Source organism: Pseudomonas sp. AC172, from assembly GCF_979258595.1.
The window spans coordinates 6,337,517-6,360,097 of sequence record NZ_OZ409868.1 but is presented as its reverse complement, the minus strand read 5'-3'; the positions used below and the strand labels follow the sequence as shown (position 1 = coordinate 6,360,097).

The following is a 22,581-nucleotide window of genomic DNA, read 5'->3' as shown; positions in this document are numbered from 1 at the left end:
TGACGCAGGGGATCAGAGCAGCACCACGTCATATTGTTCCTGGGAATACATGGTTTCCACCTGGAAGCGTATGGTGCGACCGATAAACCCTTCAAGCTCGGCGACGTTACCGGATTCTTCGTCGAGCAAGCGATCGACGACTTTCTGGTTCGCCAGTACCCGGTAACCCTCGGCCTGATAGGCACGCGCTTCACGGAGGATCTCGCGGAAGATCTCGTAACAGATGGTTTCCGCGGTTTTCAGTTTGCCGCGCCCCTGGCAACTGCTGCACGGTTCGCACAGCACCTGCTCGAGACTTTCACGCGTGCGCTTGCGAGTCATCTGCACCAGACCCAACTCGGTAATGCCGATGATGTTGGTCTTGGCGTGATCACGCTCCAGCTGTTTTTCCAACGTGCGCAGCACCTGGCGCTGGTGTTCCTCATCTTCCATGTCGATGAAGTCGATGATGATGATCCCGCCCAGATTGCGCAGGCGCATCTGCCGGGCAATCGCGGTGGCCGCTTCGAGATTGGTCTTGAAGATGGTTTCTTCGAGGTTGCGATGGCCGACGAACGCGCCAGTATTCACATCGATCGTGGTCATGGCTTCCGCAGGATCGACCACCAGATAGCCGCCGGATTTCAGCGGCACCTTGCGTTCGAGGGCTTTCTGGATTTCATCTTCGACGCCGTACAGGTCAAAAATCGGCCGCTCACCCGGGTAATGTTCCAGACGATCGGCGATTTCAGGCATCAGTTCGGCGACGAACTGCGTGGTTTTCTGAAAGGTTTCCCGGGAATCGATGCGGATCTTCTCGATTTTCGGGTTGACCAGATCACGCAGCGTACGCAACGCCAGACCGAGGTCTTCGTAAATCACGCTCGGCGCGGCGATGGTTTTGATCTGTTCGTTGATCTGATCCCACAGGCGACGCAGGTAACGGATGTCCATGAGGATTTCATCGGCGCCAGCGCCTTCGGCGGCGGTGCGCAGAATAAAACCGCCGGCCTCCTTGATCCCCTCTTTGGCCACGCAATCGCTGACCACTTGCTTGAGGCGCTCGCGTTCGGCTTCGTCTTCGATTTTCAGCGAGATGCCGACGTGGGCGGTGCGCGGCATGTACACCAGATAGCGCGACGGGATCGACAGCTGCGTAGTCAACCGCGCGCCTTTCGAGCCGATCGGATCCTTCGTGACTTGCACCACCAGGCTCTGGCCTTCGTGCACCAGCGCGCTGATGCTTTCCACCGCTGGGCCTTCACGCAGAGAGATTTCTGCAGCATGAATGAATGCCGCGCGATCCAGGCCGATGTCGACGAATGCTGCCTGCATGCCCGGCAGCACCCGGACAATCTTGCCTTTATAGATGTTGCCGACGATCCCGCGTTTTTGCGTGCGCTCGACGTGGACTTCTTGCAGCACACCGTTTTCGACCACCGCCACGCGCGACTCCATCGGCGTGATGTTGATCAGAATCTCTTCACTCATGGCAGGATCTCGTTCAGGCGTGTTCACGATAATGGCCGCATCTGGATTCGTACGACGCTTATTGCGCGTTCAGGTTTTGCCAACAGGGTATGCCGAAATGGCCTAACAGTTCTGCGGTTTCGCAAACCGGCAGCCCGACCACTGCCGAGTAGCTGCCGTTGAGCCCCGCGACAAACACCGCGCCGAGCCCCTGAATGCCATAACCGCCGGCCTTGTCCCGCGGCTCGCCACTGGCCCAGTAGGCAGCGGCCTCTTTACTGCTGATCGGGCGGAACCGCACCAGACTGTGCACCACCCGCGACTCGCAGCGCTCGTCTTCCAGCACAGCGATGGCGGTCAGCACTTCGTGCTCCTTGCCGGACAACATCATCAGCATGGCGCATGCGTCGGCTTCGTCCACCGGTTTGCCAAGAATTTTGCCGTTCAGCACCACGGCGGTGTCGGCACCCAGCACGCAGAATGGCTGAGCGGACACGACTGTGCGACGCCCGGCCTCGGCCTTGCCGCGCGCCAGACGCTCGACATAGGCCGACGGCGATTCTTCGGGTAATGGAGTTTCGTCGATATCCGCACTGATGGCGGAGAACGCAACGCCTATCTGCGCGAGCAATTCACGGCGGCGCGGCGATCCGGAGGCGAGGTAAAGCGGCTTCATCAAAACATCTCCCTGTTCAGTGCCCAGCTTCACCGGCTCAATTGATTTTGTAGCGTCGGCGCAATCCGCGTAGGGCAAAGCTGACCCACGGCCAAAGCAAGGCACTGACCAGCGCCGGTAGCACCAGCGCCAGGGTTGGCTGACGGTTACCGGTCAAGGCACTGAGCCACAACTGCACCAGTTGCGCGAGGCCGAAGATCACCAGAATCACCAGGCATTGCTGCCACATCGGGAACATCCGCAGGCGTTGTTGCAACGACAGCACAAGGAAGGTGATCAGTGTCAGGATCAATGCGTTCTGCCCAAGCAGCGTGCCGTAGAGCACATCTTCAGCCAGTCCGAGGCAAAACGCCGTGACCATGCCGACCGTTTGTGGCATGTACAGCGCCCAGAATGTCAGGAGCAGTGCCAGCCATAGCGGACGCAGGATTTCCATGAATTGCGGCAACGGTGAGACGCTGAGCAACATGCCGATGAGAAACGTCAGCCAGACAATCCAGCCGTTTCGCGATGCGGTAGCCCCGACCATTATTCTTGTCTCCCGGTTGTCGCCGGCGCACTGACAGGCGGTTTCGCCGCAGGTCGTGCAGCGGGCTGGGCAGCTGGAGGTTTGGTTGCCGCTGGCGTAGTGGCCGGTGGTTTGGCAGCCGCTGGCGGTTTACTGGCAGCGGGTTTGGCCGGTGTGGTGCTGGCGGCAGCGGCCGGTGCGGCAGGCGCTGGCGTCGTCGCAGCAGCTGCAGGCGGTGTCACCGTTTTTGGCACAGTGGCCGGAACAATCGGGCCGCCACCAAAGGCGTCAAGATTTTCCTGTGCTTGCGCGACATCGTTGGCGCGCTCTTCGGCAGTGCGGTTGTCGCTGAATACCAACAGCAGGTAACGGCTGCGATTGAGTGCAGCAGTCGGCACGGCGCGGACGATCGCGAACGGCTGACCGGAATCGTGGATCACTTCCTTCACTGTGGCGACCGGGTAACCGGCCGGGAATCGCTGGCCGAGACCGGAGCTGACCAGCAGATCGCCTTCCTTGATATCTGCCGTGTCGGCGACATGACGCAATTCCAGACGCTCCGGGTTACCGGTGCCGCTGGCAATCGCACGCAAGCCGTTGCGGTTCACCTGCACAGGAATGCTGTGGGTGGTATCGGTCAACAGCAATACACGGGAAGTGTACGGCATCAACTCGACCACCTGCCCCATCAGTCCGCGCGCATCAAGCACCGGCTGCCCCAGTACCACGCCGTCGCGCTCACCTTTATTGATGATGATGCGATGTGTGAAGGGGTTGGGGTCCATGCCGATCAACTCGGCCACTTCGACCTTTTCATTGACCAGCGCAGAGGAATTGAGCAACTCGCGCAGCCGAACGTTCTGCTCGGTCAGTGCTGCAAGCTTTTGCATGCGGCCCTGATACAGCAGATTTTCGGTCTTGAGTTTTTCGTTTTCGGCGACCAGTTCGGTGCGACTGCCGAATTGACTGGCAATCCCTTCCCACAGCCGTCCGGGCAGATCAGTGATCCAGTAGGCGTCCATCAACACCAGCGACGCTTGTTTGCGCGCAGGCTTGAGCAGGTCGAAGCGGGCATCGACCACCATCAGTGCGACCGACAGCACGGCCAGCACCAACAGGCGCACACCCAACGAAGGGCCTTTGGCGAAAAGCGGTTTAATAAGCCGCTCCTCCCAGGCAAATGTTCTGTTTATTCATACGGCATCAAACCGGCCTGGATGAAGACTGACAGAAGATAAACGCCAACAGGCAGCACTGCAAAGTGCTGCCTGTGCGCTCACCCACGTATTGCACCCGGCGACTTATTCGCTCGAGAGCAGGTCCATGGTGTGCTTATCCATCATTTCCAATGCACGGCCACCGCCGCGAGCAACACAGGTCAGCGGATCTTCGGCAACGATCACTGGCAGACCGGTTTCCTGGGCCAGCAACTTGTCGAGGTCACGCAGCAGCGCGCCACCACCGGTCAGCACCAGGCCACGCTCGGCGATGTCGGAAGCCAGTTCCGGCGGCGATTGCTCCAAAGCACTTTTCACGGCCTGAACGATAGTGGCCAGGGACTCTTGCAGAGCTTCCAGCACTTCGTTGGAGTTCAGGGTGAATGCGCGTGGAACGCCTTCGGCCAGGTTGCGACCGCGAACGTCGACTTCGCGAACTTCGCCGCCCGGGTAGGCCGTGCCGATTTCCTGCTTGATGCGCTCAGCGGTGGATTCACCGATCAGGCTGCCGTAGTTACGACGCACGTAGGTGATGATCGCTTCGTCGAAGCGGTCGCCGCCAACGCGCACGGATTCGGCATAGACCACACCGTTCAGGGAGATCAGCGCGATTTCGGTGGTACCACCACCGATATCCACGACCATCGAACCGCGCGCTTCTTCTACCGGCAGGCCGGCACCGATCGCAGCAGCCATTGGCTCTTCGATCAGGAACACTTCACGGGCACCGGCACCAAGGGCCGATTCACGGATGGCACGACGCTCAACCTGAGTGGACTTGCATGGAACGCAGATCAGCACACGAGGGCTAGGCTGCAGAAAGCTGTTTTCGTGAACCTTGTTAATAAAGTATTGCAGCATCTTTTCGCAGACGCTGAAGTCGGCGATCACGCCGTCCTTCATCGGACGAATGGCAGCAATGTTGCCCGGCGTACGGCCGAGCATGCGCTTGGCCTCGGTGCCGACAGCAACGACACTTTTCTGGTTACCGTGTGTCCGAATGGCCACAACCGATGGCTCATTCAGGACGATACCGCGCTCGCGCACGTAAATAAGGGTGTTGGCAGTGCCCAGGTCAATGGAAAGATCGCTGGAAAACATGCCACGCAGTTTCTTGAACATGGGAAAGGGACCCTAGGCAACGCGTGGGTAAAAAAGTGCGGCAAACTCTAACAACGACAGGGATTTTGGGCAAGGCGCCAATATGTTAAATTGGCCGCTTTTCTGTGCACCAAGCCCCACAATCGCGGCCTTATGACCGTAGAAGTGCGGTAGTGTTCCGACAATCTAACACACGGACGCCGTCCGTTCTGTTTTCCACAGGAGAATCCCGATGGCGCTAGAACGCTCCGACGTGGAAAAAATCGCTCATCTGGCCTGCCTTGGCCTCAATGATGCCGATCTTCCACACATTACTTCCGCTCTCAACAGCATTCTCGGTCTGGTCGACGAAATGCAGGCTGTTAATACCGACGGAATCGAGCCTCTGGCCCACCCGCTGGAAGCCAGTCAGCGCCTGCGCGCCGACGTTGTGACCGAGACCAATCACCGCGAGGCCTACCAGTCCATCGCACCAGCGGTCGAAAACGGCCTGTATCTGGTTCCGAAAGTCATCGACTAAAGGGAAAGAGCCTGCAATGCATCAAATGACTCTGGCCGAGATCGCCCGCGGTCTTGCCGATAAAAAGTTTTCCTCCGAAGAGCTGACCAAAGTCCTGCTGGCGCGTATCACCCAGCTCGATCCGCAGCTCAACAGTTTCATCAGCCTCACCGAAGAGCTGGCCCTCGAGCAGGCGAAAGCCGCCGATGCCCGCCGCGCCAACGGTGAGAGCGGCGCCCTGCTCGGCGCGCCGATCGCTCACAAAGACCTGTTCTGCACCCAGGGCATTCGCACCAGCTGCGGCTCGAAGATGCTCGACAACTTCAAAGCGCCGTACGACGCCACCGTGGTCGCAAAACTGGCGGCCGCCGGTGCCGTGACCCTGGGCAAGACCAATATGGACGAATTCGCCATGGGTTCGGCCAACGAGTCGAGCTGGTACGGCGCGGTGAAAAACCCGTGGAACCTGGAACACGTTCCAGGTGGATCGTCCGGTGGTTCGGCGGCGGCAGTTGCCGCTCGTCTGTTACCAGCAGCCACGGCCACTGACACCGGTGGTTCGATCCGTCAGCCAGCAGCGTTCACCAACCTCACTGGCCTGAAACCGACCTACGGTCGCGTTTCGCGCTGGGGCATGATCGCCTACGCCTCCAGCCTCGACCAGGGTGGCCCGTTGGCGCGCACTGCCGAAGACTGCGCAATTTTGTTGCAAGGTATGGCCGGCTTCGATCAGAACGACTCCACCAGCATCGATGAGCCCGTGCCGGATTACTCCGCCAGCCTCGGCGATTCGCTGCAAGGCCTGCGTATTGGCGTGCCGAAGGAATACTTCAGCGCCGGTCTCGACCCGCGCATCGCCGAGCTGATCCAGAACAGCATCAAAGAGCTGCAGAAGCTCGGTGCCGTGATCAAGGAAATCAGCCTGCCGAACATGCAGCACGCGATTCCTGCGTACTACGTGATCGCGCCGGCAGAAGCATCTTCCAACCTTTCGCGTTTCGACGGCGTGCGTTTCGGCCACCGTTGCGAGCAACCGAAAGATCTGATCGACCTGTACAAGCGCTCACGTGGCGAAGGCTTCGGCCCGGAAGTGCAGCGCCGGATCATGGTCGGTGCCTACGCGCTGTCCGCCGGTTACTACGACGCCTACTACCTGAAAGCGCAGAAGATCCGTCGTCTGGTGAAGAACGATTTCATGGCTGCCTTTAATGAAGTCGACATCATCCTCGGCCCAACCACGCCGAACCCGGCCTGGAAGCTTGGCGCCAAGAACAGCGACCCGGTCGCTGCCTATCTGGAAGACGTCTACACCATCACCGCCAACCTCGCGGGCCTGCCGGGCCTGTCGATGCCGGCCGGTTTTGTCGACGGTTTGCCGGTTGGCGTGCAATTGCTCGCGCCGTATTTCCAGGAAGGCCGTTTGCTCAATGTTGCGCACCAGTATCAGTTGAACACTGACTGGCACACCCGCACCCCAACCGGCTTCTGAGGAGACACACATGCAATGGGAAGTCGTGATCGGGCTGGAGATTCACACTCAGCTCACTACCCGGTCGAAAATCTTTTCCGGTAGTTCCACCACGTTCGGTTCCGAGCCGAACACCCAGGCCAGCCTGATCGACCTGGGTATGCCCGGCGTTCTGCCAGTGCTGAACCAGGAAGCCGTGCGTATGGCGGTGATGTTCGGTCTGGCGATTGACGCCGAGATCGGTCAGCACAACGTGTTCGCCCGCAAAAACTATTTCTACCCGGATCTGCCGAAGGGTTACCAGATCAGCCAGATGGAATTGCCGATCGTCGGCAAGGGCCACCTGGACATCGCCCTGGAAGACGGCACTGTCAAACGTGTCGGCATCACCCGTGCGCACCTGGAAGAAGACGCCGGCAAGAGCCTGCACGAAGAATTCAACGGTGCTACCGGTATCGACCTGAACCGTGCCGGCACGCCGCTGCTGGAAATCGTTTCCGAGCCGGACATGCGCAGCGCCAAGGAAGCCGTGGCTTACGTCAAGGCGATCCACGCGCTGGTACGTTATCTGGGCATCTGCGACGGCAACATGGCCGAAGGTTCGCTGCGTTGCGACTGCAACGTGTCGATCCGTCCAAAAGGCCAGGTTGAGTTCGGCACGCGTTGCGAGATCAAGAACGTCAACTCGTTCCGTTTCATCGAGAAGGCGATCAACTCCGAGATTCAGCGTCAGATCGAGCTGATCGAAGACGGCGGCAAAGTGATCCAGCAGACCCGTCTGTACGATCCGAACAAGGACGAGACCCGTCCGATGCGTTCGAAAGAGGAAGCCAACGACTACCGTTACTTCCCCGATCCGGACCTGCTGCCGGTGGTCATCGAAGAGTCGTTCCTCGGCGAGGTGCGCGCCACCCTGCCGGAACTGCCACCGCAGAAACGCGAACGTTTCCAGAGCCAACTCGGTCTGTCGGAGTACGACGCCAACGTACTTGCATCCATTCGTGAACAGGCAGATTACTTTGAGCAGGTCGCTGAAATATGCGGCGATTACAAGTTGGCCGCTAACTGGGTCATGGGTGAGTTGCGAAGCTTGCTCAACAAGCTGGGAGTAGGTTTTGACCAAACACCAGTCACTGCGAAGCAACTCGGCGAGCTATTGCTCTACATCCGTGACCTCACTATTAGCGGAAAGGTAGCAAAGGTAGTTTTTGAAGCTATAGCTAATGGTGCAGGCGACGCAGATCAGATCATTGAAGTTCGCGGCCTAAAACAAGTTAGCGATAGTGGTGCCATCGAAAAGGTACTCGACGAAATGCTCGCGGCCAACGCCGAGCAGGTTGAACAGTATCGTGCGGCGGATGAAGCCAAGCGCGGCAAGATGTTCGGCTTCTTCGTCGGTCAGGCGATGAAAGCGTCGAAAGGCAAAGCCAACCCGCAGCAAGTGAACGAACTGCTGAAAAGCAAGCTCGAAGGCTGACCACAATGGAGCCAGATCCAAAGCCTGGCTCTATTCCCTGTGGGAGCGAGCTTGCTCGCGAAGGCGTCATGACATTCAACATGAGTACTGAATGTGGCGGCCTCTTCGCGAGCAAGCTCGCTCCCACATTGTTATCTGGGAGCTTTCGAATGAAACATCTGCTCGGCGCCTGCGCCCTGCTTTCCTTGTTGGCCGGCTGCGCCAGCACCGACACCATCGACCCGCACGGCTACGACCAGACCGGCGTCGCTTCCTATTACGGTGCAAAGCACCACGGTAAACGCACCGCCAGCGGCGAAGCGTTCAACCAGAATTCCCTGACCGCCGCCCACCGCCAGCTACCCTTCGGCACACGGGTGAAGGTCACCAACCTGAAAAACGATGAGTCCGTCGTGGTCCGCATCAATGACCGTGGCCCGCATACCCGTGGACGCCTGATCGACGTCTCCCGCGAGGCCGCCGAACAGCTCGGCATGCTGCGCAGCGGCACCGCACGGGTCCGCGTGCAGGCCCTCGACTGATGGAGCGCTGACCATTTTCGGATTAGCCGACCTACCCCTGATCAGCGTGATCGAACTGCTCGCCGGCCTGTGCCTGCTGATCTTCGGCGCAGAGCTGATGGTGCGCGCAGCGGTGCGTCTGGCAGCGCGTCTGCATGTGCGGCCGCTGATCATCGGTCTGACCATTGTCGCCCTCGGCAGCAGTGCGCCGCAGATGGCCGTCAGTCTTCAAGCGGCACTGGCGCATAACCCGGACATTGCCGTTGGCAGCGTGGTCGGCAGCAGCATCTTCAACATCCTCGTCACCCTCGGCCTGTCAGCGCTGATCATTCCTCTGCGCGTCTCGCGGCAATTGGTGCGGCTGGATATTCCGCTGATGATCGGCGCCAGCCTGCTGGTGTTCGTATTGGCGTGGAACGAAGAGATCGGGCGTTTCGACGGCCTCCTGTTGTTGGGCGCATTGGCGTTGTATCTCGGCTTACTGTTGCGCCAGTCACGGCATTCGGCGCGGCCACATACGGATCGAATTGAAACAACTCAGGCGTCATGGATCGGCAGTTCCCTGATGATCATTGTCGGTTTGGCGATGCTGGTTTTCGCCGGACATCTTCTGCTCGGAGCTGCCGTGGTGGTGGCAACTGATCTTGGATTTTCCGAGCGCGTCATTGGTCTGACCGTTGTCGCTGTCGGCACCTCCCTGCCGGAACTGGCCACGTCGTTGATCGCCGCATTGCGCGGGCAACGCGATATCGCCGTCGGCAACGTGATCGGCGCCAACCTGTTCAATCTGCTCGGGGTGCTCGGCCTCACGGCTTTGATCGCGCCGACGCCGCTGTCGGTATCGCCGAATGCGCTGGATTTCGACCTGCCAGTGATGCTCGGCGTCGCCGCGCTGTGCCTGCCGGTGTTCTATTCCGGCTATCGGGTAACGCGCGCCGAAGGTTTGTTGCTGCTCGGTTTGTATCTGGTTTACGGGCTGCACGTGGTGTCGTTCACCACCGGCATGCCGCTGGCCGGCAAGCTGGAGCGGCTGATGCTGTTTTATGTCTTGCCGACGCTGTTGACGTTTTTGCTGTTCACGTCGATCCGCGCCTGGCGCCGCCAACACCACAAGAGTGAAAAATCATGACCGAATCGAAGAAGTCCGGGGTTGAAATCCGTCGCCAGGTAATGGGCAATGCGTTTGTTGATCGCGCCTTGGGCAACGCCACCGAGTTCACCCAACCGCTGCAGGATTTCGTCAATGAGCATGCCTGGGGTGGCGTATGGAATCGCGAGGGTCTGCCGTTGAAAACCCGCAGCCTGATCACCCTCGCCGCGCTGACGGCGCTGAAGTGCCCGCAAGAATTGAAGGGCCACGTGCGCGGTGCGCTGAACAATGGCTGCACGGTGGACGAGATTCGTGAGGCGCTGCTGCATTGCGCGGTGTATGCCGGCGTGCCGGCGGCGATTGATGCGTTTCGCGCGGCGCAGGAAGTGATCGATACCTACCAGAAGCCTGAGTGATTGAACTGACGCCTTCGTCGGAACGCCGCCCGGAGCGAACTTGCTCGCGAAGAGGCCCGGGAGAGCAACCCAAGATTCAGGCTAGATCCACCCACCCCACTGCAAAACAAAGATCCCGACATTGGTGGTAATCGCCGCCATCAATGTGGTCATCACGATAATCGCCGCCGCCAGCTCATGATTGCCCTGCGCCGCGCGGGCCATGACAAAACTCGCCGCCGCCGTCGGGCTGCCGAAATACAGAAACAGAATCCCCAGCTCCGCCCCGCGAAAACCCCACAACCACGCACCCAGCGTCGCCAGCACCGGCAAACCGATCATCTTCACCAGGCTGGAGCTGAGCGCCATGCTACCGCTCTTGCGCAACGCCGCCAGCGACAACGTGCCGCCAATGCAGATCAGCGCCAATGGCAAGGTGGTCTGCGCCAGATACTGCCCGGAGGTTTCCAGCCAGCCCGGCAAACCGATCTTGAAGTAAGCAAACGGCGCCGCCGCGATCACGCTGATGATCAGCGGATTGCTGAACACGCTTTTGCAGATGCTCCACGGATCGGACTTGATCACCGGGCTGTACACCGCCAGCACGATGGTCGACAGGGTGTTGTAAAACAGGATCACCAGCGCCGCGAGAATCGCCCCGAGGGAAATTCCGTAATCGCCGTACATGCTCGCCGCCAGTGCCAGGCCAATCACGCCGTTGTTGCCGCGAAACGCGCCTTGGGTGTAGATACCGCGATCTTCACGCGGGCATTTCAAAATCGCCCAGCCCCAAGCCACGGCAAAACTCACCAGCGTGGCGAGGGAGAAGTAGATCAGCAGGGACGGTTGCAGCGCAGCATGCAGATCGGCGTGCAGGATGCCGAGAAACAGCAACGCCGGCATGGTCACGTTGAAGACCAGCGACGACGCGGTGTGGATGAAGTTGTCGTTGATCCAGTCGATGCGCTTGAGCAGCACACCGAGAAACAGCATGGCAAACACCGGCGCGGTGATGTTCAGGGTTTCGAGGAAAATTGCCAGCATGCCGGAGAGCCTTGGGTGAGCGTCGTTGGATGCCAATGATAAAGCAAAAGCCCCTCACCCTAGCCCTCTCCCCGAGGGAGAGGGGACCGATCGCGGGATATTCAATAATTCCACCGACCTGAAAGGGCACCACTGAATCCAGAACTGCTTGTCGAGTCCATAATCAACTCGGCACTTCGGGTCGATGTATAGCGCAAGACAACTCGGTCGGCCCCCTCTCCCCCAGGGAGAGGGCTGGGGTGAGGGAAGCTCTTGCCCCCCCAAACCATCAAGTAATCGGCGCCGGGTTGAACAACGTAATGTCGTTATGCAGCTTGTGCTTCTCCGCCCACGTCTGCTGCTTGCCGCTCGCAACATCCAGGTAATAGTGAAACAACTCCCAACCCAATTCCTCGATGGTCGCGCGCCCTGTAGCAATCCGTCCGGCGTCGATATCGATCAGATCCGGCCAGCGCTGCGCCAATTCCGTACGCGTCGAGACCTTCACCACTGGCGCCATCGCCAAACCATACGGCGTGCCACGCCCGGTGGTGAACACATGCAGGTTCATCCCTGCCGCCAATTGCAACGTACCGCAGACAAAATCACTCGCCGGCGTCGCACAGAAAATCAGCCCCTTCTGCTTGAAACGCTCACCCGGGCCGAGCACGCCGTTGATTGCGCTGCTGCCGGATTTGACGATCGAACCCAGCGACTTCTCGACAATGTTCGACAGTCCGCCCTTCTTGTTGCCCGGCGTGGTATTCGCGCTGCGATCCGCTTCACCCTTGGCCAGGTAACGGTCGTACCAGTCCATCTCGCGCACCAGTTCCTCAGCGACGGTCTTGGTTTCGGCGCGCGAAGTCAGCAGGTAAATCGCATCGCGAACTTCGGTGACTTCGGAAAACATCACCGTCGCCCCTGCACGCAGCAACAAGTCCGAGGCGTAACCCAGCGCCGGGTTGGCGGTGATTCCGGAGAACGCATCACTGCCGCCGCACTGCATGCCGAGGATCAACTCAGACGCCGGCACGGTTTCGCGGCGGCGCTGGTCGAGTTTCTTCAAGCGGACTTCGGCCAACTCCATGATCTGCTCGATCATTTCGGTGAAACCGTGACTGGAATCCTGCAAGCGATACAGCCATGGATCGCTGAGATCCACCGACGCATCGTCCTCATGCATCACCTGCCCGGCCTGCAATTTCTCGCAGCCAAGGCTGATCACCAACGCCTCGCCACCCAGATTCGGGTTGCGCGCCAGATTGCGCACGGTGCGGATCGGGATGTAGGCGTCGGTGGCGGTAATCGCCACGCCGCAGCCGTAACTGTGAGTCAGTGCCACCACGTCATCGACGTGCGGATACTTGGGCAGCAGTTCTTCCTTGATGCGTTTCACCGCGTGATCAAGCACGCCGGTAACGCACTGCACGGTGGTGGTGATGCCGAGAATATTGCGCGTACCGACGGTACCGTCAGCGTTGCGATAACCCTCGAACGTGAAGCCTTCCAGCGGTGCCTGTGCGTCCGGCACCTCGGTGGACAGCGGCAAGCTGTCCAGCGGCGGCGCGGTCGGCATGCGCAGTTGATCTTCCTTGACCCAACTGCCACGGCGAATCGGCTGCAACGCGTAGCCGATCACCTGACCGTAGCGAATCACCTGGCCGCCCTCGGGAATGTCTTCGAGGGTGACTTTGTGGCTCTGCGGCACAAATTCCAGCGTCACCAGGCCATCGGCAAATTCAGTGCCGGCCGGTGCGCCCTGGTCGTTGACCACAACCACCACATTGTCCCGCTCGTGCAGGCGGATGTGGCGCGGCGAGTCGGAATGTTCAATCAACTGCATGACGCCGCTCCTCAGGAATGCGCTTGAGACAATTTGCCGGTGGCTTCAGTACCGCCATGGGTTGGCGGCTCTTTGAGTACCACACGTTTGATCGGGCCAACGATGACCAGATAGCTGAACACCGCCACCAGTGCGTTGGCACCGACGAACACCAGCGCCCATTTGAACGAACCGGTGGAGCTGATGATGTAGCCAATCACGATCGGCGTGGTAATCGAAGCGATGTTGCCGAAGGTGTTGAACAGGCCACCGCTCAAACCGGCGATCTGTTTTGGCGAAGTGTCGGAGACCACTGCCCAACCGAGTGCGCCAACGCCTTTGCCGAAGAACGCCAACGCCATGAAGCCGACGACCATCCATTCCACATCAACATAGTTGCAGGCGACGATGCTGCTGGAAACCAGCAGACCGGCAATGATCGGTGCTTTACGGGCGAAGGTCAGCGAGTGGCCCTTGCGCAGCAGGTAATCGGAAATCACCCCGCCGAGCACGCCACCGATGAAACCGCAAATCGCCGGCAACGAGGCAATGAAACCAGCCTTGAGAATGGTCATGCCACGCTCTTGCACCAGGTACACCGGGAACCAGGTCAGGAAGAAATAGGTGATGCCGTTGATGCAGTACTGGCCCAGATACACGCCAAGCATCATGCGGTTGGTCAACAACTGACGGATGTAGTCCCACTTCGGGCCATCAGCCTTTTTGCCTTGTTTGACGTCCATGTCGACCATGCCGCCGTTGTCGGCGATGAACTGTACTTCGGCTTCGTTGGCCAGCGGGTGTTGGCGCGGGCTGTGGATAACCTTCAGCCAGATCCCCGAGAAAACGATGCCGAACAGGCCCATGACAATGAACACGTGCTCCCAGCCGAAGGAGTAAACGATCCAGCCCATCAGCGGTGCGAACAACACGGTGGCAAAGTATTGCGCCGAGTTGAAGATCGCCGAAGCGGTGCCGCGTTCGGCGGTCGGGAACCAAGCGGCGACGATGCGCGCGTTACCGGGGAAGGATGGCGCTTCAGCCAGACCGACCAGGAAGCGCAGCATGAACAGCGCAACAATGGCGGTGGACATGCCGAACTCACCGACAAAGCCTTGCAGCACGGTGAACAGCGACCAGGTGAAAATGCTCAGGGCATAGACTTTTTTCGAGCCGAAGCGATCGAGCAGCCAGCCGCCGGGGATTTGCCCGGCCACATAGGCCCAACCGAATGCGGAGAAGATATAGCCGAGGGTGACTGCGTCGATGCCCAGATCTTTTTGCAGGCTGGAGCCGGCAATGGCGATCGTGGCGCGGTCGGCGTAGTTGATCGTGGTCACCAGAAACAGCATGAGCAGGATCAAATAGCGGACGTGAGTCGGCTTGGACGATTGCATGTAGATGTACTCCCACTGATTATTTTTATGCGGGTAAAACATTCTTTGGTCTTGTGCCGCGCAGGGCCTCAGGCGAAGGCCCGGCGCGGGTGCAGCGGGTTACGATCCGATGTAGGCAGTTTTTACCACCGTGTAAAACTCTTGCGCATAGCGGCCTTGCTCACGTGATCCATAGGATGAACCTTTACGCCCACCAAACGGAACGTGGTAATCAACACCAGCGGTCGGCAGATTGACCATGACCATCCCGGCTTGCGAATGGCGTTTGAAGTGGTTGGCGTACTTCAGCGAAGTGGTCGCGATACCCGCAGACAGACCGAATTCGGTGTCGTTGGCCATCGCCAGCGCCGCGTCGTAATCGGCCACACGAACGATGTTGGCCACCGGACCGAAGATCTCTTCGCGACTGATGCGCATCGACGCTTCACTGTCGGCAAACAGCGTTGGCGCGAGGAAGTAACCTTCGGTGTCGCAAGTCACCAGACCGCCACCGCTGACCAGACGCGCACCTTCGGACTGGCCGATGTCGATGTACTTCATGTCCTGCTCAAGCTGCGCCTGGGAAACCACTGGACCGATGTCGGTGCCGGATTTCAGGGCGTGGCCGACCTTGATCGACTTCATGCGCTCGGCCATGGCCTCAACGAATTTGTCGTGAATGCCGGCAGTGACGATCAAGCGGCTTGAGGCTGTGCAACGCTGTCCGGTGGAGTAGAACGCGCTCTGCACCGACAGCTCGACCGCTTGCTTGAGGTCGGCGTCGTCGAGAATGATCTGCGGGTTCTTGCCACCCATTTCCAGCTGAACCTTGGCCTGGCGCGACACGCAGTTGACCGCGATCTGCCGACCCACGCCCACCGAACCGGTGAAGCTGATGCCATCGACTTTCGGGCTCTGCACCAGCGCATCGCCAACCACACGACCGCTGCCCATCACCAGGTTGAACACGCCGGCCGGGAAGCCTGCGCGGGAGATGATTTCCGCCAGTGCCCAAGCGCAGCCCGGTACCAGATCGGCTGGTTTCAACACCACGCAGTTGCCGTAGGCCAAGGCTGGCGCGATTTTCCACGCCGGAATCGCAATCGGGAAGTTCCACGGGGTGATCAGACCGACCACACCCAGTGCTTCGCGAGTCACTTCAACATTGACGCCCGGGCGCACCGACGGCACGTAGTCGCCAGACAGGCGCAGGCATTCACCGGCGAAGAACTTGAAAATGTTGCCGGCGCGGGTCACTTCGCCGATGGCTTCGGGCAGGGTCTTGCCCTCTTCCCGGGCCAGCAGGGTGCCGAGCTCCTCGCGACGGGCAAGGATTTCCGTGCCGACTTTATCCAGCGAATCGTGACGGGCCTGAATACCCGAGGTCGAATACGCCGGGAATGCCGCGCGGGCGGCGTCGATGGCGGCGTGAACCTGAGTCAGATCAGCCTTGGCGTAGTCGCCGATGGTGTCGCTCAGTTCGGATGGGTTGATGTTGGCCGAGTAGTCGGCACCGGCAACCCATTCGCCGTTGATGTAGTTGTCGTAGCGTTTTGCATTTGTCACAGGGGCAGCCCTCACAACTAAAAGCCTTTACGCAAAAAGCCGCTGATTACTCAGCGGCCGCGTTTTTGTCGGGTGTTACTGCGCACCTTGCTTGTCGATCAGCGCGGCGAGCATTTCGTACTCTTCGCCAGTCAGATCGGTCAGCGGCGCCCGCACCGGGCCTGCGTCATAGCCGGCGATTTTTGCGCCTGCCTTGACGATGCTCACGGCGTAACCGGCCTTGCGGTTACGGATGTCGAGGTACGGCAGGAAGAAGTCGTCGATGATCTTGCCGACGGTGGTGTGATCTTCACGGGCGATCGCGTGGTAGAAGTCCATCGCGGTTTTCGGGATGAAGTTGAACACCGCCGAGGAATAGACCGGCACGCCCAGCGCCTTGTAGGCAGCGGCATAGACTTCGGCGGTCGGCAGACCACCCAGATAGCTGAAGCGATCACCGAGGCGGCGACGGATCGACACCATCAACTCGATATCACCCAGACCGTCCTTGTAACCGATCAGGTTCGGGCAGCGCTCGGCCAGACGTTCCAGCAGCGGCGCGGTCAAGCGGCAAACGTTGCGGTTGTAAACGACTACGCCGATGTTGACCGATTTACACACAGCTTCAACGTGAGCGGCAACACCGTCCTGGCTCGCTTCGGTCAGGTAGTGCGGCAGCAGCAACAGACCTTTGGCGCCCAGACGCTCGGCTTCCTGAGCGTATTCGATGGCCTGACGGGTCGAACCACCGACACCGGCGAGGATCGGTACGCTGGTTTCACAGGTGTCGACGGCGGTCTTGATGATTTCCGAGTATTCGCTGGCAGCGAGGGAGAAGAACTCACCGGTGCCACCGGCGGCGAACAAGGCTGAAGCACCATACGGTGCCAGCCATTCCAGGCGTTTGATATAGCCCGCGCGGTTGAAATCGCCCTGCGCGTTGAAATCGGTCACCGGGAAAGACAGCAGGCCGGCAGAGAGGATGGACTTCAGTTCTTGTGGATTCATTATTCGAACACCCTGGTAGCAACGTTTTTTGTGATTGGTCCGTTCAGCCTTCGCTGAAGTTGTAGGTCATCGTACAACTTAAATAATAACCGTCAACTGCATTTCATCGTTGTGGGTGTTTTTTTGTCGGACAAAACTGTTTAAGGCTTGGCAGGACGCGTCGCAAACGCCTGTGTTTAAAGGCTTTTAGCGCGGAAATGTCTGGTCAAGATTCGTTTACTGAGCGCTGGAGAAACGCCGGGTAAGGTGCGACGACTGCCACGAAGGATCGTGGCGGACCTTCGAAGGAAACTGAAATGTTCGTGAATTATGCTACGCCGACCCTCGCGCAAATCGCCTCTTCCGCCTCTGACACCCTCACCCTTCAGCTATCCGTGCTACCCGATGTATTGATCGTCCAGGTCCCGGATTCGAGTGATTTTCCAGCGAACTGGAGCGTTTACCCGATTCTCGGCGATGACCCGGAAGAGCCGGAGTGGATTGGTGAAGAAGTGGACACCGGCACCTGGGACGATGCTGAAGACGAGATGGAGAAACTCACGGGAATCGAGTTGCAGCTGCCTAAAGAGGCGCTGCGTCCGTACCTGAACAGAGAGGTTGAGCTGCGCTACAAGTTTTGTGATGAGTCGAGTATGGAGCCGTTCTCGCAGCCGTTGACTTTACGGATCGAGTGCTGACGATTCAAACCCGCTGCGCCTGCGCCTCTTCATGAGCCTGGCGCAGTCTTTCACGGCTGTTGGTCAAGTGCAGACGCATCGCAGCACGCGCTGCATCGGAATCCTGACGGGCAATCGCGTCGTAGATTTCTTCGTGTTCACGGCTCAGGCGGCTCATGTAGTGCTGCTGGTCATCATGGGCCAGGCGCGCCGAGTTCAGCCGCGTACGCGGAATGATGCTGGTGCCCAGGTGGGTCATGATGTCGGTGAAGTAGCGGTTGCCGGTGGACAGGGCGATTTCCAGGTGGAAAGCAAAGTCCGACGCGACCGCATCACTGGCATGGGCGGCGCTTTCGTTGAGCGCATCGAGGGCGGCGCGCATGGTCGCCAGTTGCTCGGCGCTGCGACGTTGCGCGGCAAGGCCGGCAGATTCCACTTCAAGGCTGATGCGCAATTCGAGAATGGCCAGCACATCACGCAGGGTAACGACGGTGGCCGGGTCGATACGGAAACCACTCGGGCTCGGCGTGTCGAGCACGAAGGTGCCGATGCCGTGGCGGGTTTCCACTTGCCCTGCAGCCTGCAAACGGGAAATTGCCTCGCGCACCACGGTGCGACTGACGCCATGGGCTTCCATGATCGCCGACTCGGTAGGCAGTTTGTCACCGCGCTTGAGCAGGCCATCGCGGATCTGCTCGCTCAGCACTGTCACCAATTCCTGGGCCAGACTGCGGCGCTTGCGCGGGAGGCGCGGGGTGTCGATCAGGTTTTCCATGGTGTGCATCTTGTCTCGAAAATTCGGCTTGTGAGCATGATAGCTCAAGCGGGTTGTACGATCACTTTCCATTTCCATACAAAACCTGTGGGAGCTGGCTTGCCAGCGATGAGGCCATACCAGTCGATGAAGATGTCGACTGAACCAACGCCATCGCTGGCAAGCCAGCTCCCACATGGGATGTGTATTGATCAGGCAGTCACGGTCTGTTCAACCAGATGGCCGCTGTCGATCCGCACATGCCGTGGATGAAAGCGTTTCAAACTGCTGCGATGGCCAACGCTGACAATGCTCAGCCCCGGCAACTGATCGATCAGTGCTTGATACAAGGTCGCTTCGTCTTCCTCATCCATCGCCGAAGTGGCTTCGTCCATGTACAGCCATTGTGGCGCGTAAAGCATTGCGCGGGCGAAGGCCAGTCGTTGCTGCTCGCCCGGCGAGAGCATGCGCTGCCAATGATTGGCCTCGTCCAGCCGCGCGACCAGATGCGGCAAGCGGCAGGTTTCCAGCACTTGTGCATAACGTTCAGACGCGTAGGTGTCACCCGGTTGTGGATAACTCAGCGCCTCGCGCAGGGTGCCGATCGGCAGATACGGCTTTTGCGGCAGGAACAGATACCGCGCCGCCGGCAGGCGGATGTTGCCGTGCCCCGCCGGCCACAAATGGCCCATTGCTCGCAACAGCGTCGACTTGCCGCTGCCGGAACGGCCGCTGAGCATCACTCGCTCGCCGGGTTCCACAGTCATGTCGGCATTGGTCAGCAGATGACGACCATCGGCCAGATCCAGGCCGAGGTTGTGCACCTGCAATTCGCTGCCCTGATTCTGCACGTCGATCGCCGGCGTGCGCTCTTCGTTGTCGGTCATGGCCTGGCGGAAACTCAGCAAACGATCACAGGTTGCGCGCCACGCGGCCAGATCCGAATAGGCACTGATGAACCAGCTGAAATTCTCCTGCACGTTGCCGAATGCCGAGTTGATTTGCATCAGCTCACCCAGTTCGATCTTGCCTGCCAGATAACGTGGGGCCGCGACGATGAACGGGAAGATGATTGCGATCTGGCCGTAACCCGAGGTGAAGAACGTCAGGCGCTTGGACACGCGCATGATGTCCCAGAAGTTGTGCCAGACCAGCCCGAAACGGCTGCTCAAACGCCGATTTTCGTTCGGCTCACCGTTGTACAAGGCAATGCTTTCGGCGTTCTCGCGCACGCGCACCATGGAAAAGCGCAGGTCCGCTTCGAAGCGTTGTTGTTGGTTGTTCAGGCCGATCAAGCGTCGACCGATCAGGTGCGTCAGCCAGCTGCCGACGGCGGCATAAATCAGCGCACACCAGAACATGTAGCCGGGAATCTCGATGCCGAAGACTTCGATGCTGCCCGACACGCCCCACAGAATGATCGAGAACGACACCAGACTGACCACCGTGCGAATCAGCCCAAGGCCCAGACTCAGGGTGTTGGCGGTAAAGGTATTGAGGTCTTCGGAAATCCGCTGGTCCGGGTTATCGGTGTAACCGCCATGCTCCAGCTGATAGTAGTTCTTGTGGCCGAGCCAACGCTTGAAGTGGTTCTCGGTCAACCACGCCCGCCAGCGGATAGTCAGCATCTGCGTCAGGTACAGACGATACACCGCACCAAGGATCGCCACAGTGGCGATACCGCAGAAATACAGAATCAATTGCCAGAACGCCGCTTCATCCTTCTTTTGCAGCGCGTTGTAGAAATCCTTGTACCAACTGTTGATCCACACCGAGATCGCCACGCTGAACAGCGACAACGCGATCACGGCAATCAGCAATGTCCAGGCCTTGCCCTTCTCTTCGCTGCGCCAGTAAGGCGTGGTCATCGCCCACACTTTGCGAAAAAACTGCCCGCGCACAGCATCGTTGACCGCGGAATATTCAGCGTTCTGATTCATGGATAAGGCTCGATATAGAAAAGAACAGACACGCACCGATCATAGTTGATCGGTGCGTTTTATCGCGAGGGCTGGCGATAGTCGTTCAGCGCAGGTTCAGCGACGAACCGGGCGCTTCTGCAATTTGCGCTGCAGGGTGCGACGATGCATGCCCAAGGCGCGGGCAGTGGCGGAGATGTTGCCTTCATGCTCGGTGAGCACGCGCTGGATGTGTTCCCACTGCAGGCGGTCGACCGACATCGGGTTTTCCGGCACCAGACTGTCGAGGTCAGCGTGTTCGGACAGCAGCGCGGCCAGCACGTCGTCAGCGTCGGCCGGTTTGCACAGGTAGTTGCAGGCGCCGCGCTTGATCGCTTCGACCGCAGTGGCAATGCTCGAATAACCGGTGAGGATCACCACGCGCATTTCCGGGTCCAGCTCCAGCAGCTTGGGCAGCAGCACCAGACCGGAGTCGCCGTCCATTTTCAGGTCGAGCGCGGCGTAATCAGGCACATCGGCCTGGGCGATGGTCAGGCCCTCTTCGGCCGAGCCGGCAGTGCTGACGCGAAAGCCACGACGAGCCATGGCGCGGGCCATTACTCGGGTAAACGTTGCGTCGTCGTCGACCAGCAGCAAATGCGGCAGTTCTTCGCCTTCGACTTGGATTTCGTCACTCATGTTGGTCTCCTCGGGCGCCGTGGGGCAGGCGCAGCTCGGTGAGCGTGCCGCCTTCCTCATGACTATAGAGTTTCACTGAGCCGCCGGCGCGTGTCACGCTGGCCTTGCTCAAAAACAGGCCCAGGCCGAAACCTTTGCCCTTGGTGGTAAAAAACGGTTTGCCGATCTGTTCGGCGATGGCCAGCGGCACACCGGCGCCATGGTCACGAATGCTAATGGTCAGGTTCTCGACGTCCCAGTCCAGGGTCACTTTGAGATTTTCCGGGCAAGCATCGGCGGCGTTGTTTAGCAAATTCAACAGCGCCTGAGTCAGATCCGGCGGCGGCGCCATGCGCGGGACGGTGCCTTGGCCGAGACGGTGGAAGCGATAACTGGCCTCCGGACGCATCAAGTGCCAGCGGTTCAACGCTTCGTCGAGCCAGTCGGTGACATCCTGCATATCGATGGCCAGACGTCGGTTGGCCTCGGCGGCGCGAACCAGTTGCTGCAAGGTTTCTTTACAGAGTTTTACCTGGTCCTGCAGCACCTTCAGATCGTCCTGCAGCATCGGGTCGGGATGATCCTGCTGCATCTCCTTGAGCAACACGCTCATGGTCGCCAGTGGCGTGCCGAGTTCATGGGCGGCGCCAGCGGCCTGGGTGGCGACGGCCAGCAATTGCTGGTCACGCAGGCCTTCTTCACGGCGGATCGCGCGCAATTCTTCCTGACGGCGCAGCTCCTCAGCCATGCGTGCCGCAAAGAAGGTGATCACCGCAGCGGCCAGTGCAAAGCTCAGCCACATGCCGTAGATCTGCAGGTTCTCGCGGGCGACCGGCAGGGTTTCCAGCGGATAGAAGCGCGTCAGCATCACCGTGTACAGCGCCAGCGCGATGCCGGACAAGATCACCGAATAACGCCACGGCAGCGTCACCGCAGCGATGGTCAGCGGCACCAGATAGTAAGAAACGAACGGGTTGGTCGAACCGCCGGAGAAGTACAGCAACGCACTGTGGATCACCAGATCACAGGCCAGTTGCAGCGCGTACTCAAGCTCGGTTACCGGCCACGAAGTGCGCAAGCGCACGGCGGTAAACACGCACAGCAGCGTCGAACAGCCGAGGGTCATCGCCAGTTGCACCCACGGCAATGGCAGCAGTTGCAGCCAGTAGGCCAGGCCTACGGAGCCAGCCTGCGCGGCGAGCACCAGAGTGCGGATGAAAGTCAGCCGCCAGAGATTCTGGCGAGTGGCGGAAGTCAGTTGTACGGGGGCGAGCATGAGCTCTCCTGATGAGCGCTCCAGGCGGATCGCCGGAGTATAACCAAGCCGCGCCCCCGAGAGGCGAAAGTGCGGCAAACGACCACATGGCGAAAACATTTTCGGCGGCTATAAGAACGCCTTCGCGAGCAGGCTCGCTCCCACAGGGGAATGGATTTCAAAGGT

21 protein-coding genes are annotated in these 22,581 nt (G+C 59.6%); 7 read left to right on the top strand and 14 right to left on the bottom strand.

Annotated elements, in window-relative coordinates; translation table 11 throughout:
- Window positions 1-12 precede the first annotated feature (12 nt).
- From rng to mreB, 5 genes are all read right to left on the bottom strand, one after another.
- A complete protein-coding gene (gene rng, locus ACZ0A4_RS28565) occupies window positions 13-1,470 on the bottom strand; it encodes a ribonuclease G (RefSeq protein ID WP_007915369.1) in 1,458 nt (485 codons plus the stop codon).
- Between the two features lie 58 nt (window positions 1,471-1,528).
- Window positions 1,529-2,125 carry a Maf family protein gene (locus ACZ0A4_RS28560; RefSeq protein WP_463577313.1) on the bottom strand — a complete coding sequence of 199 codons (597 nt, stop codon included), beginning with the start codon at window positions 2,123-2,125 and terminating at the stop codon, window positions 1,529-1,531.
- 37 nt (window positions 2,126-2,162) lie between these two features.
- Complete coding sequence (gene mreD, locus ACZ0A4_RS28555) at window positions 2,163-2,654, bottom strand: rod shape-determining protein MreD (RefSeq protein ID WP_077571118.1); 492 nt, start codon at window positions 2,652-2,654, stop codon at window positions 2,163-2,165.
- Window positions 2,654-3,793 (bottom strand): rod shape-determining protein MreC, encoded by a 1,140-nt coding sequence (gene mreC, locus ACZ0A4_RS28550; RefSeq protein WP_463577653.1) that lies wholly within the window; start codon window positions 3,791-3,793, stop codon window positions 2,654-2,656. The genes mreD and mreC overlap by 1 nt, the downstream gene beginning before the upstream one ends.
- Window positions 3,794-3,934: 141 nt before the next feature.
- Window positions 3,935-4,972: a rod shape-determining protein MreB gene (gene mreB / locus ACZ0A4_RS28545; protein ID WP_002555108.1), complete on the bottom strand. Its 1,038-nt coding sequence runs from the start codon at window positions 4,970-4,972 to the stop codon at window positions 3,935-3,937.
- A gap of 211 nt (window positions 4,973-5,183) precedes the next feature.
- On the opposite strand from mreB, the gene gatC reads away from it, so the two are divergent.
- The 6 genes from gatC to ACZ0A4_RS28515 all read left to right on the top strand — a co-directional run bounded on the left by gatC (window position 5,184) and on the right by ACZ0A4_RS28515 (window position 10,401).
- Complete coding sequence (gene gatC, locus ACZ0A4_RS28540) at window positions 5,184-5,471, top strand: Asp-tRNA(Asn)/Glu-tRNA(Gln) amidotransferase subunit GatC (RefSeq protein WP_007901429.1); 288 nt, start codon at window positions 5,184-5,186, stop codon at window positions 5,469-5,471.
- 16 nt (window positions 5,472-5,487) lie between these two features.
- The gene (gene gatA / locus ACZ0A4_RS28535) at window positions 5,488-6,939 is read left to right on the top strand and encodes an Asp-tRNA(Asn)/Glu-tRNA(Gln) amidotransferase subunit GatA (protein ID WP_025109475.1); all 1,452 of its coding nucleotides are present in this window, start codon (window positions 5,488-5,490) and stop codon (window positions 6,937-6,939) included.
- 10 nt (window positions 6,940-6,949) lie between these two features.
- Window positions 6,950-8,395, top strand: coding sequence for an Asp-tRNA(Asn)/Glu-tRNA(Gln) amidotransferase subunit GatB (gatB, locus tag ACZ0A4_RS28530; protein WP_463577310.1), 1,446 nt, complete (start codon window positions 6,950-6,952; stop codon window positions 8,393-8,395).
- Window positions 8,396-8,544: 149 nt separating this feature from the next.
- Window positions 8,545-8,916, top strand: a complete 372-nt coding sequence (locus ACZ0A4_RS28525; RefSeq protein ID WP_463577309.1) for a septal ring lytic transglycosylase RlpA family protein — start codon at window positions 8,545-8,547, stop codon at window positions 8,914-8,916.
- Between the two features lie 46 nt (window positions 8,917-8,962).
- Window positions 8,963-10,024, top strand: a complete 1,062-nt coding sequence (locus ACZ0A4_RS28520; RefSeq protein ID WP_463577307.1) for a calcium/sodium antiporter — start codon at window positions 8,963-8,965, stop codon at window positions 10,022-10,024.
- A complete protein-coding gene (locus ACZ0A4_RS28515) occupies window positions 10,021-10,401 on the top strand; it encodes a carboxymuconolactone decarboxylase family protein (RefSeq protein WP_463577306.1) in 381 nt (126 codons plus the stop codon). Before ACZ0A4_RS28520 ends, ACZ0A4_RS28515 begins: the two co-directional genes overlap by 4 nt.
- 81 nt (window positions 10,402-10,482) lie before the next feature.
- On the opposite strand, the gene ACZ0A4_RS28510 is transcribed toward ACZ0A4_RS28515, so the two are convergent.
- The 5 genes from ACZ0A4_RS28510 to kdgD form a co-directional block, all read right to left on the bottom strand.
- The gene (locus tag ACZ0A4_RS28510; protein WP_463577305.1) at window positions 10,483-11,424 is read right to left on the bottom strand and encodes an AEC family transporter; all 942 of its coding nucleotides are present in this window, start codon (window positions 11,422-11,424) and stop codon (window positions 10,483-10,485) included.
- A 268-nt stretch (window positions 11,425-11,692) separates the two neighbouring features.
- The gene (garD, locus tag ACZ0A4_RS28505; protein ID WP_150646881.1) at window positions 11,693-13,246 is read right to left on the bottom strand and encodes a galactarate dehydratase; all 1,554 of its coding nucleotides are present in this window, start codon (window positions 13,244-13,246) and stop codon (window positions 11,693-11,695) included.
- Window positions 13,247-13,257: 11 nt separating this feature from the next.
- Window positions 13,258-14,622, bottom strand: a complete 1,365-nt coding sequence (locus ACZ0A4_RS28500) for an MFS transporter (protein WP_463577303.1) — start codon at window positions 14,620-14,622, stop codon at window positions 13,258-13,260.
- A gap of 99 nt (window positions 14,623-14,721) precedes the next feature.
- The gene (locus tag ACZ0A4_RS28495; RefSeq protein ID WP_016984320.1) at window positions 14,722-16,167 is read right to left on the bottom strand and encodes an aldehyde dehydrogenase family protein; all 1,446 of its coding nucleotides are present in this window, start codon (window positions 16,165-16,167) and stop codon (window positions 14,722-14,724) included.
- A 75-nt stretch (window positions 16,168-16,242) separates the two neighbouring features.
- Window positions 16,243-17,154 (bottom strand): 5-dehydro-4-deoxyglucarate dehydratase, encoded by a 912-nt coding sequence (gene kdgD, locus ACZ0A4_RS28490; protein ID WP_034154457.1) that lies wholly within the window; start codon window positions 17,152-17,154, stop codon window positions 16,243-16,245.
- Window positions 17,155-17,450: 296 nt separating this feature from the next.
- Between kdgD and ACZ0A4_RS28485 the strand changes: the two genes are divergently transcribed.
- A complete protein-coding gene (locus ACZ0A4_RS28485) occupies window positions 17,451-17,831 on the top strand; it encodes a hypothetical protein (RefSeq protein WP_463577301.1) in 381 nt (126 codons plus the stop codon).
- Window positions 17,832-17,835: 4 nt separating this feature from the next.
- Here the strand turns inward: ACZ0A4_RS28485 and ACZ0A4_RS28480 are convergent, their stop codons facing one another.
- The 4 genes from ACZ0A4_RS28480 to ACZ0A4_RS28465 all read right to left on the bottom strand — a co-directional run bounded on the left by ACZ0A4_RS28480 (window position 17,836) and on the right by ACZ0A4_RS28465 (window position 22,416).
- Window positions 17,836-18,585, bottom strand: a complete 750-nt coding sequence (locus ACZ0A4_RS28480; protein WP_463577299.1) for a FadR/GntR family transcriptional regulator — start codon at window positions 18,583-18,585, stop codon at window positions 17,836-17,838.
- 191 nt (window positions 18,586-18,776) lie between these two features.
- Complete coding sequence (locus tag ACZ0A4_RS28475; RefSeq protein WP_463577297.1) at window positions 18,777-20,504, bottom strand: ABC transporter ATP-binding protein/permease; 1,728 nt, start codon at window positions 20,502-20,504, stop codon at window positions 18,777-18,779.
- 96 nt (window positions 20,505-20,600) lie between these two features.
- A complete protein-coding gene (locus ACZ0A4_RS28470; RefSeq protein ID WP_463577295.1) occupies window positions 20,601-21,161 on the bottom strand; it encodes a response regulator transcription factor in 561 nt (186 codons plus the stop codon).
- Window positions 21,154-22,416, bottom strand: a complete 1,263-nt coding sequence (locus ACZ0A4_RS28465; protein WP_463577293.1) for an ATP-binding protein — start codon at window positions 22,414-22,416, stop codon at window positions 21,154-21,156. The genes ACZ0A4_RS28470 and ACZ0A4_RS28465 overlap by 8 nt, the downstream gene beginning before the upstream one ends.
- Between the last annotated feature and the right edge of the window lie 165 nt (window positions 22,417-22,581).

Bases quoted from the DNA above. Each gene is read 5' to 3' on its own strand.
- rng (WP_007915369.1), bottom strand. From the start codon at position 1,470: ATGAGTGAAGAGATTCTGATCAACATCACGCCGATGGAGTCGCGCGTG.
- ACZ0A4_RS28560 (WP_463577313.1), bottom strand. From the start codon at position 2,125: ATGAAGCCGCTTTACCTCGCCTCCGGATCGCCGCGCCGCCGTGAATTG.
- mreD (WP_077571118.1), bottom strand. From the start codon at position 2,654: ATGGTCGGGGCTACCGCATCGCGAAACGGCTGGATTGTCTGGCTGACG.
- mreB (WP_002555108.1), bottom strand. From the start codon at position 4,972: ATGTTCAAGAAACTGCGTGGCATGTTTTCCAGCGATCTTTCCATTGAC.
- gatC (WP_007901429.1), top strand. From the start codon at position 5,184: ATGGCGCTAGAACGCTCCGACGTGGAAAAAATCGCTCATCTGGCCTGC.
- gatA (WP_025109475.1), top strand. From the start codon at position 5,488: ATGCATCAAATGACTCTGGCCGAGATCGCCCGCGGTCTTGCCGATAAA.
- gatB (WP_463577310.1), top strand. From the start codon at position 6,950: ATGCAATGGGAAGTCGTGATCGGGCTGGAGATTCACACTCAGCTCACT.
- ACZ0A4_RS28525 (WP_463577309.1), top strand. From the start codon at position 8,545: ATGAAACATCTGCTCGGCGCCTGCGCCCTGCTTTCCTTGTTGGCCGGC.
- ACZ0A4_RS28515 (WP_463577306.1), top strand. From the start codon at position 10,021: ATGACCGAATCGAAGAAGTCCGGGGTTGAAATCCGTCGCCAGGTAATG.
- ACZ0A4_RS28510 (WP_463577305.1), bottom strand. From the start codon at position 11,424: ATGCTGGCAATTTTCCTCGAAACCCTGAACATCACCGCGCCGGTGTTT.
- garD (WP_150646881.1), bottom strand. From the start codon at position 13,246: ATGCAGTTGATTGAACATTCCGACTCGCCGCGCCACATCCGCCTGCAC.
- ACZ0A4_RS28500 (WP_463577303.1), bottom strand. From the start codon at position 14,622: ATGCAATCGTCCAAGCCGACTCACGTCCGCTATTTGATCCTGCTCATG.
- kdgD (WP_034154457.1), bottom strand. From the start codon at position 17,154: ATGAATCCACAAGAACTGAAGTCCATCCTCTCTGCCGGCCTGCTGTCT.
- ACZ0A4_RS28485 (WP_463577301.1), top strand. From the start codon at position 17,451: ATGTTCGTGAATTATGCTACGCCGACCCTCGCGCAAATCGCCTCTTCC.
- ACZ0A4_RS28480 (WP_463577299.1), bottom strand. From the start codon at position 18,585: ATGGAAAACCTGATCGACACCCCGCGCCTCCCGCGCAAGCGCCGCAGT.
- ACZ0A4_RS28475 (WP_463577297.1), bottom strand. From the start codon at position 20,504: ATGAATCAGAACGCTGAATATTCCGCGGTCAACGATGCTGTGCGCGGG.
- ACZ0A4_RS28470 (WP_463577295.1), bottom strand. From the start codon at position 21,161: ATGAGTGACGAAATCCAAGTCGAAGGCGAAGAACTGCCGCATTTGCTG.
- ACZ0A4_RS28465 (WP_463577293.1), bottom strand. From the start codon at position 22,416: ATGCTCGCCCCCGTACAACTGACTTCCGCCACTCGCCAGAATCTCTGG.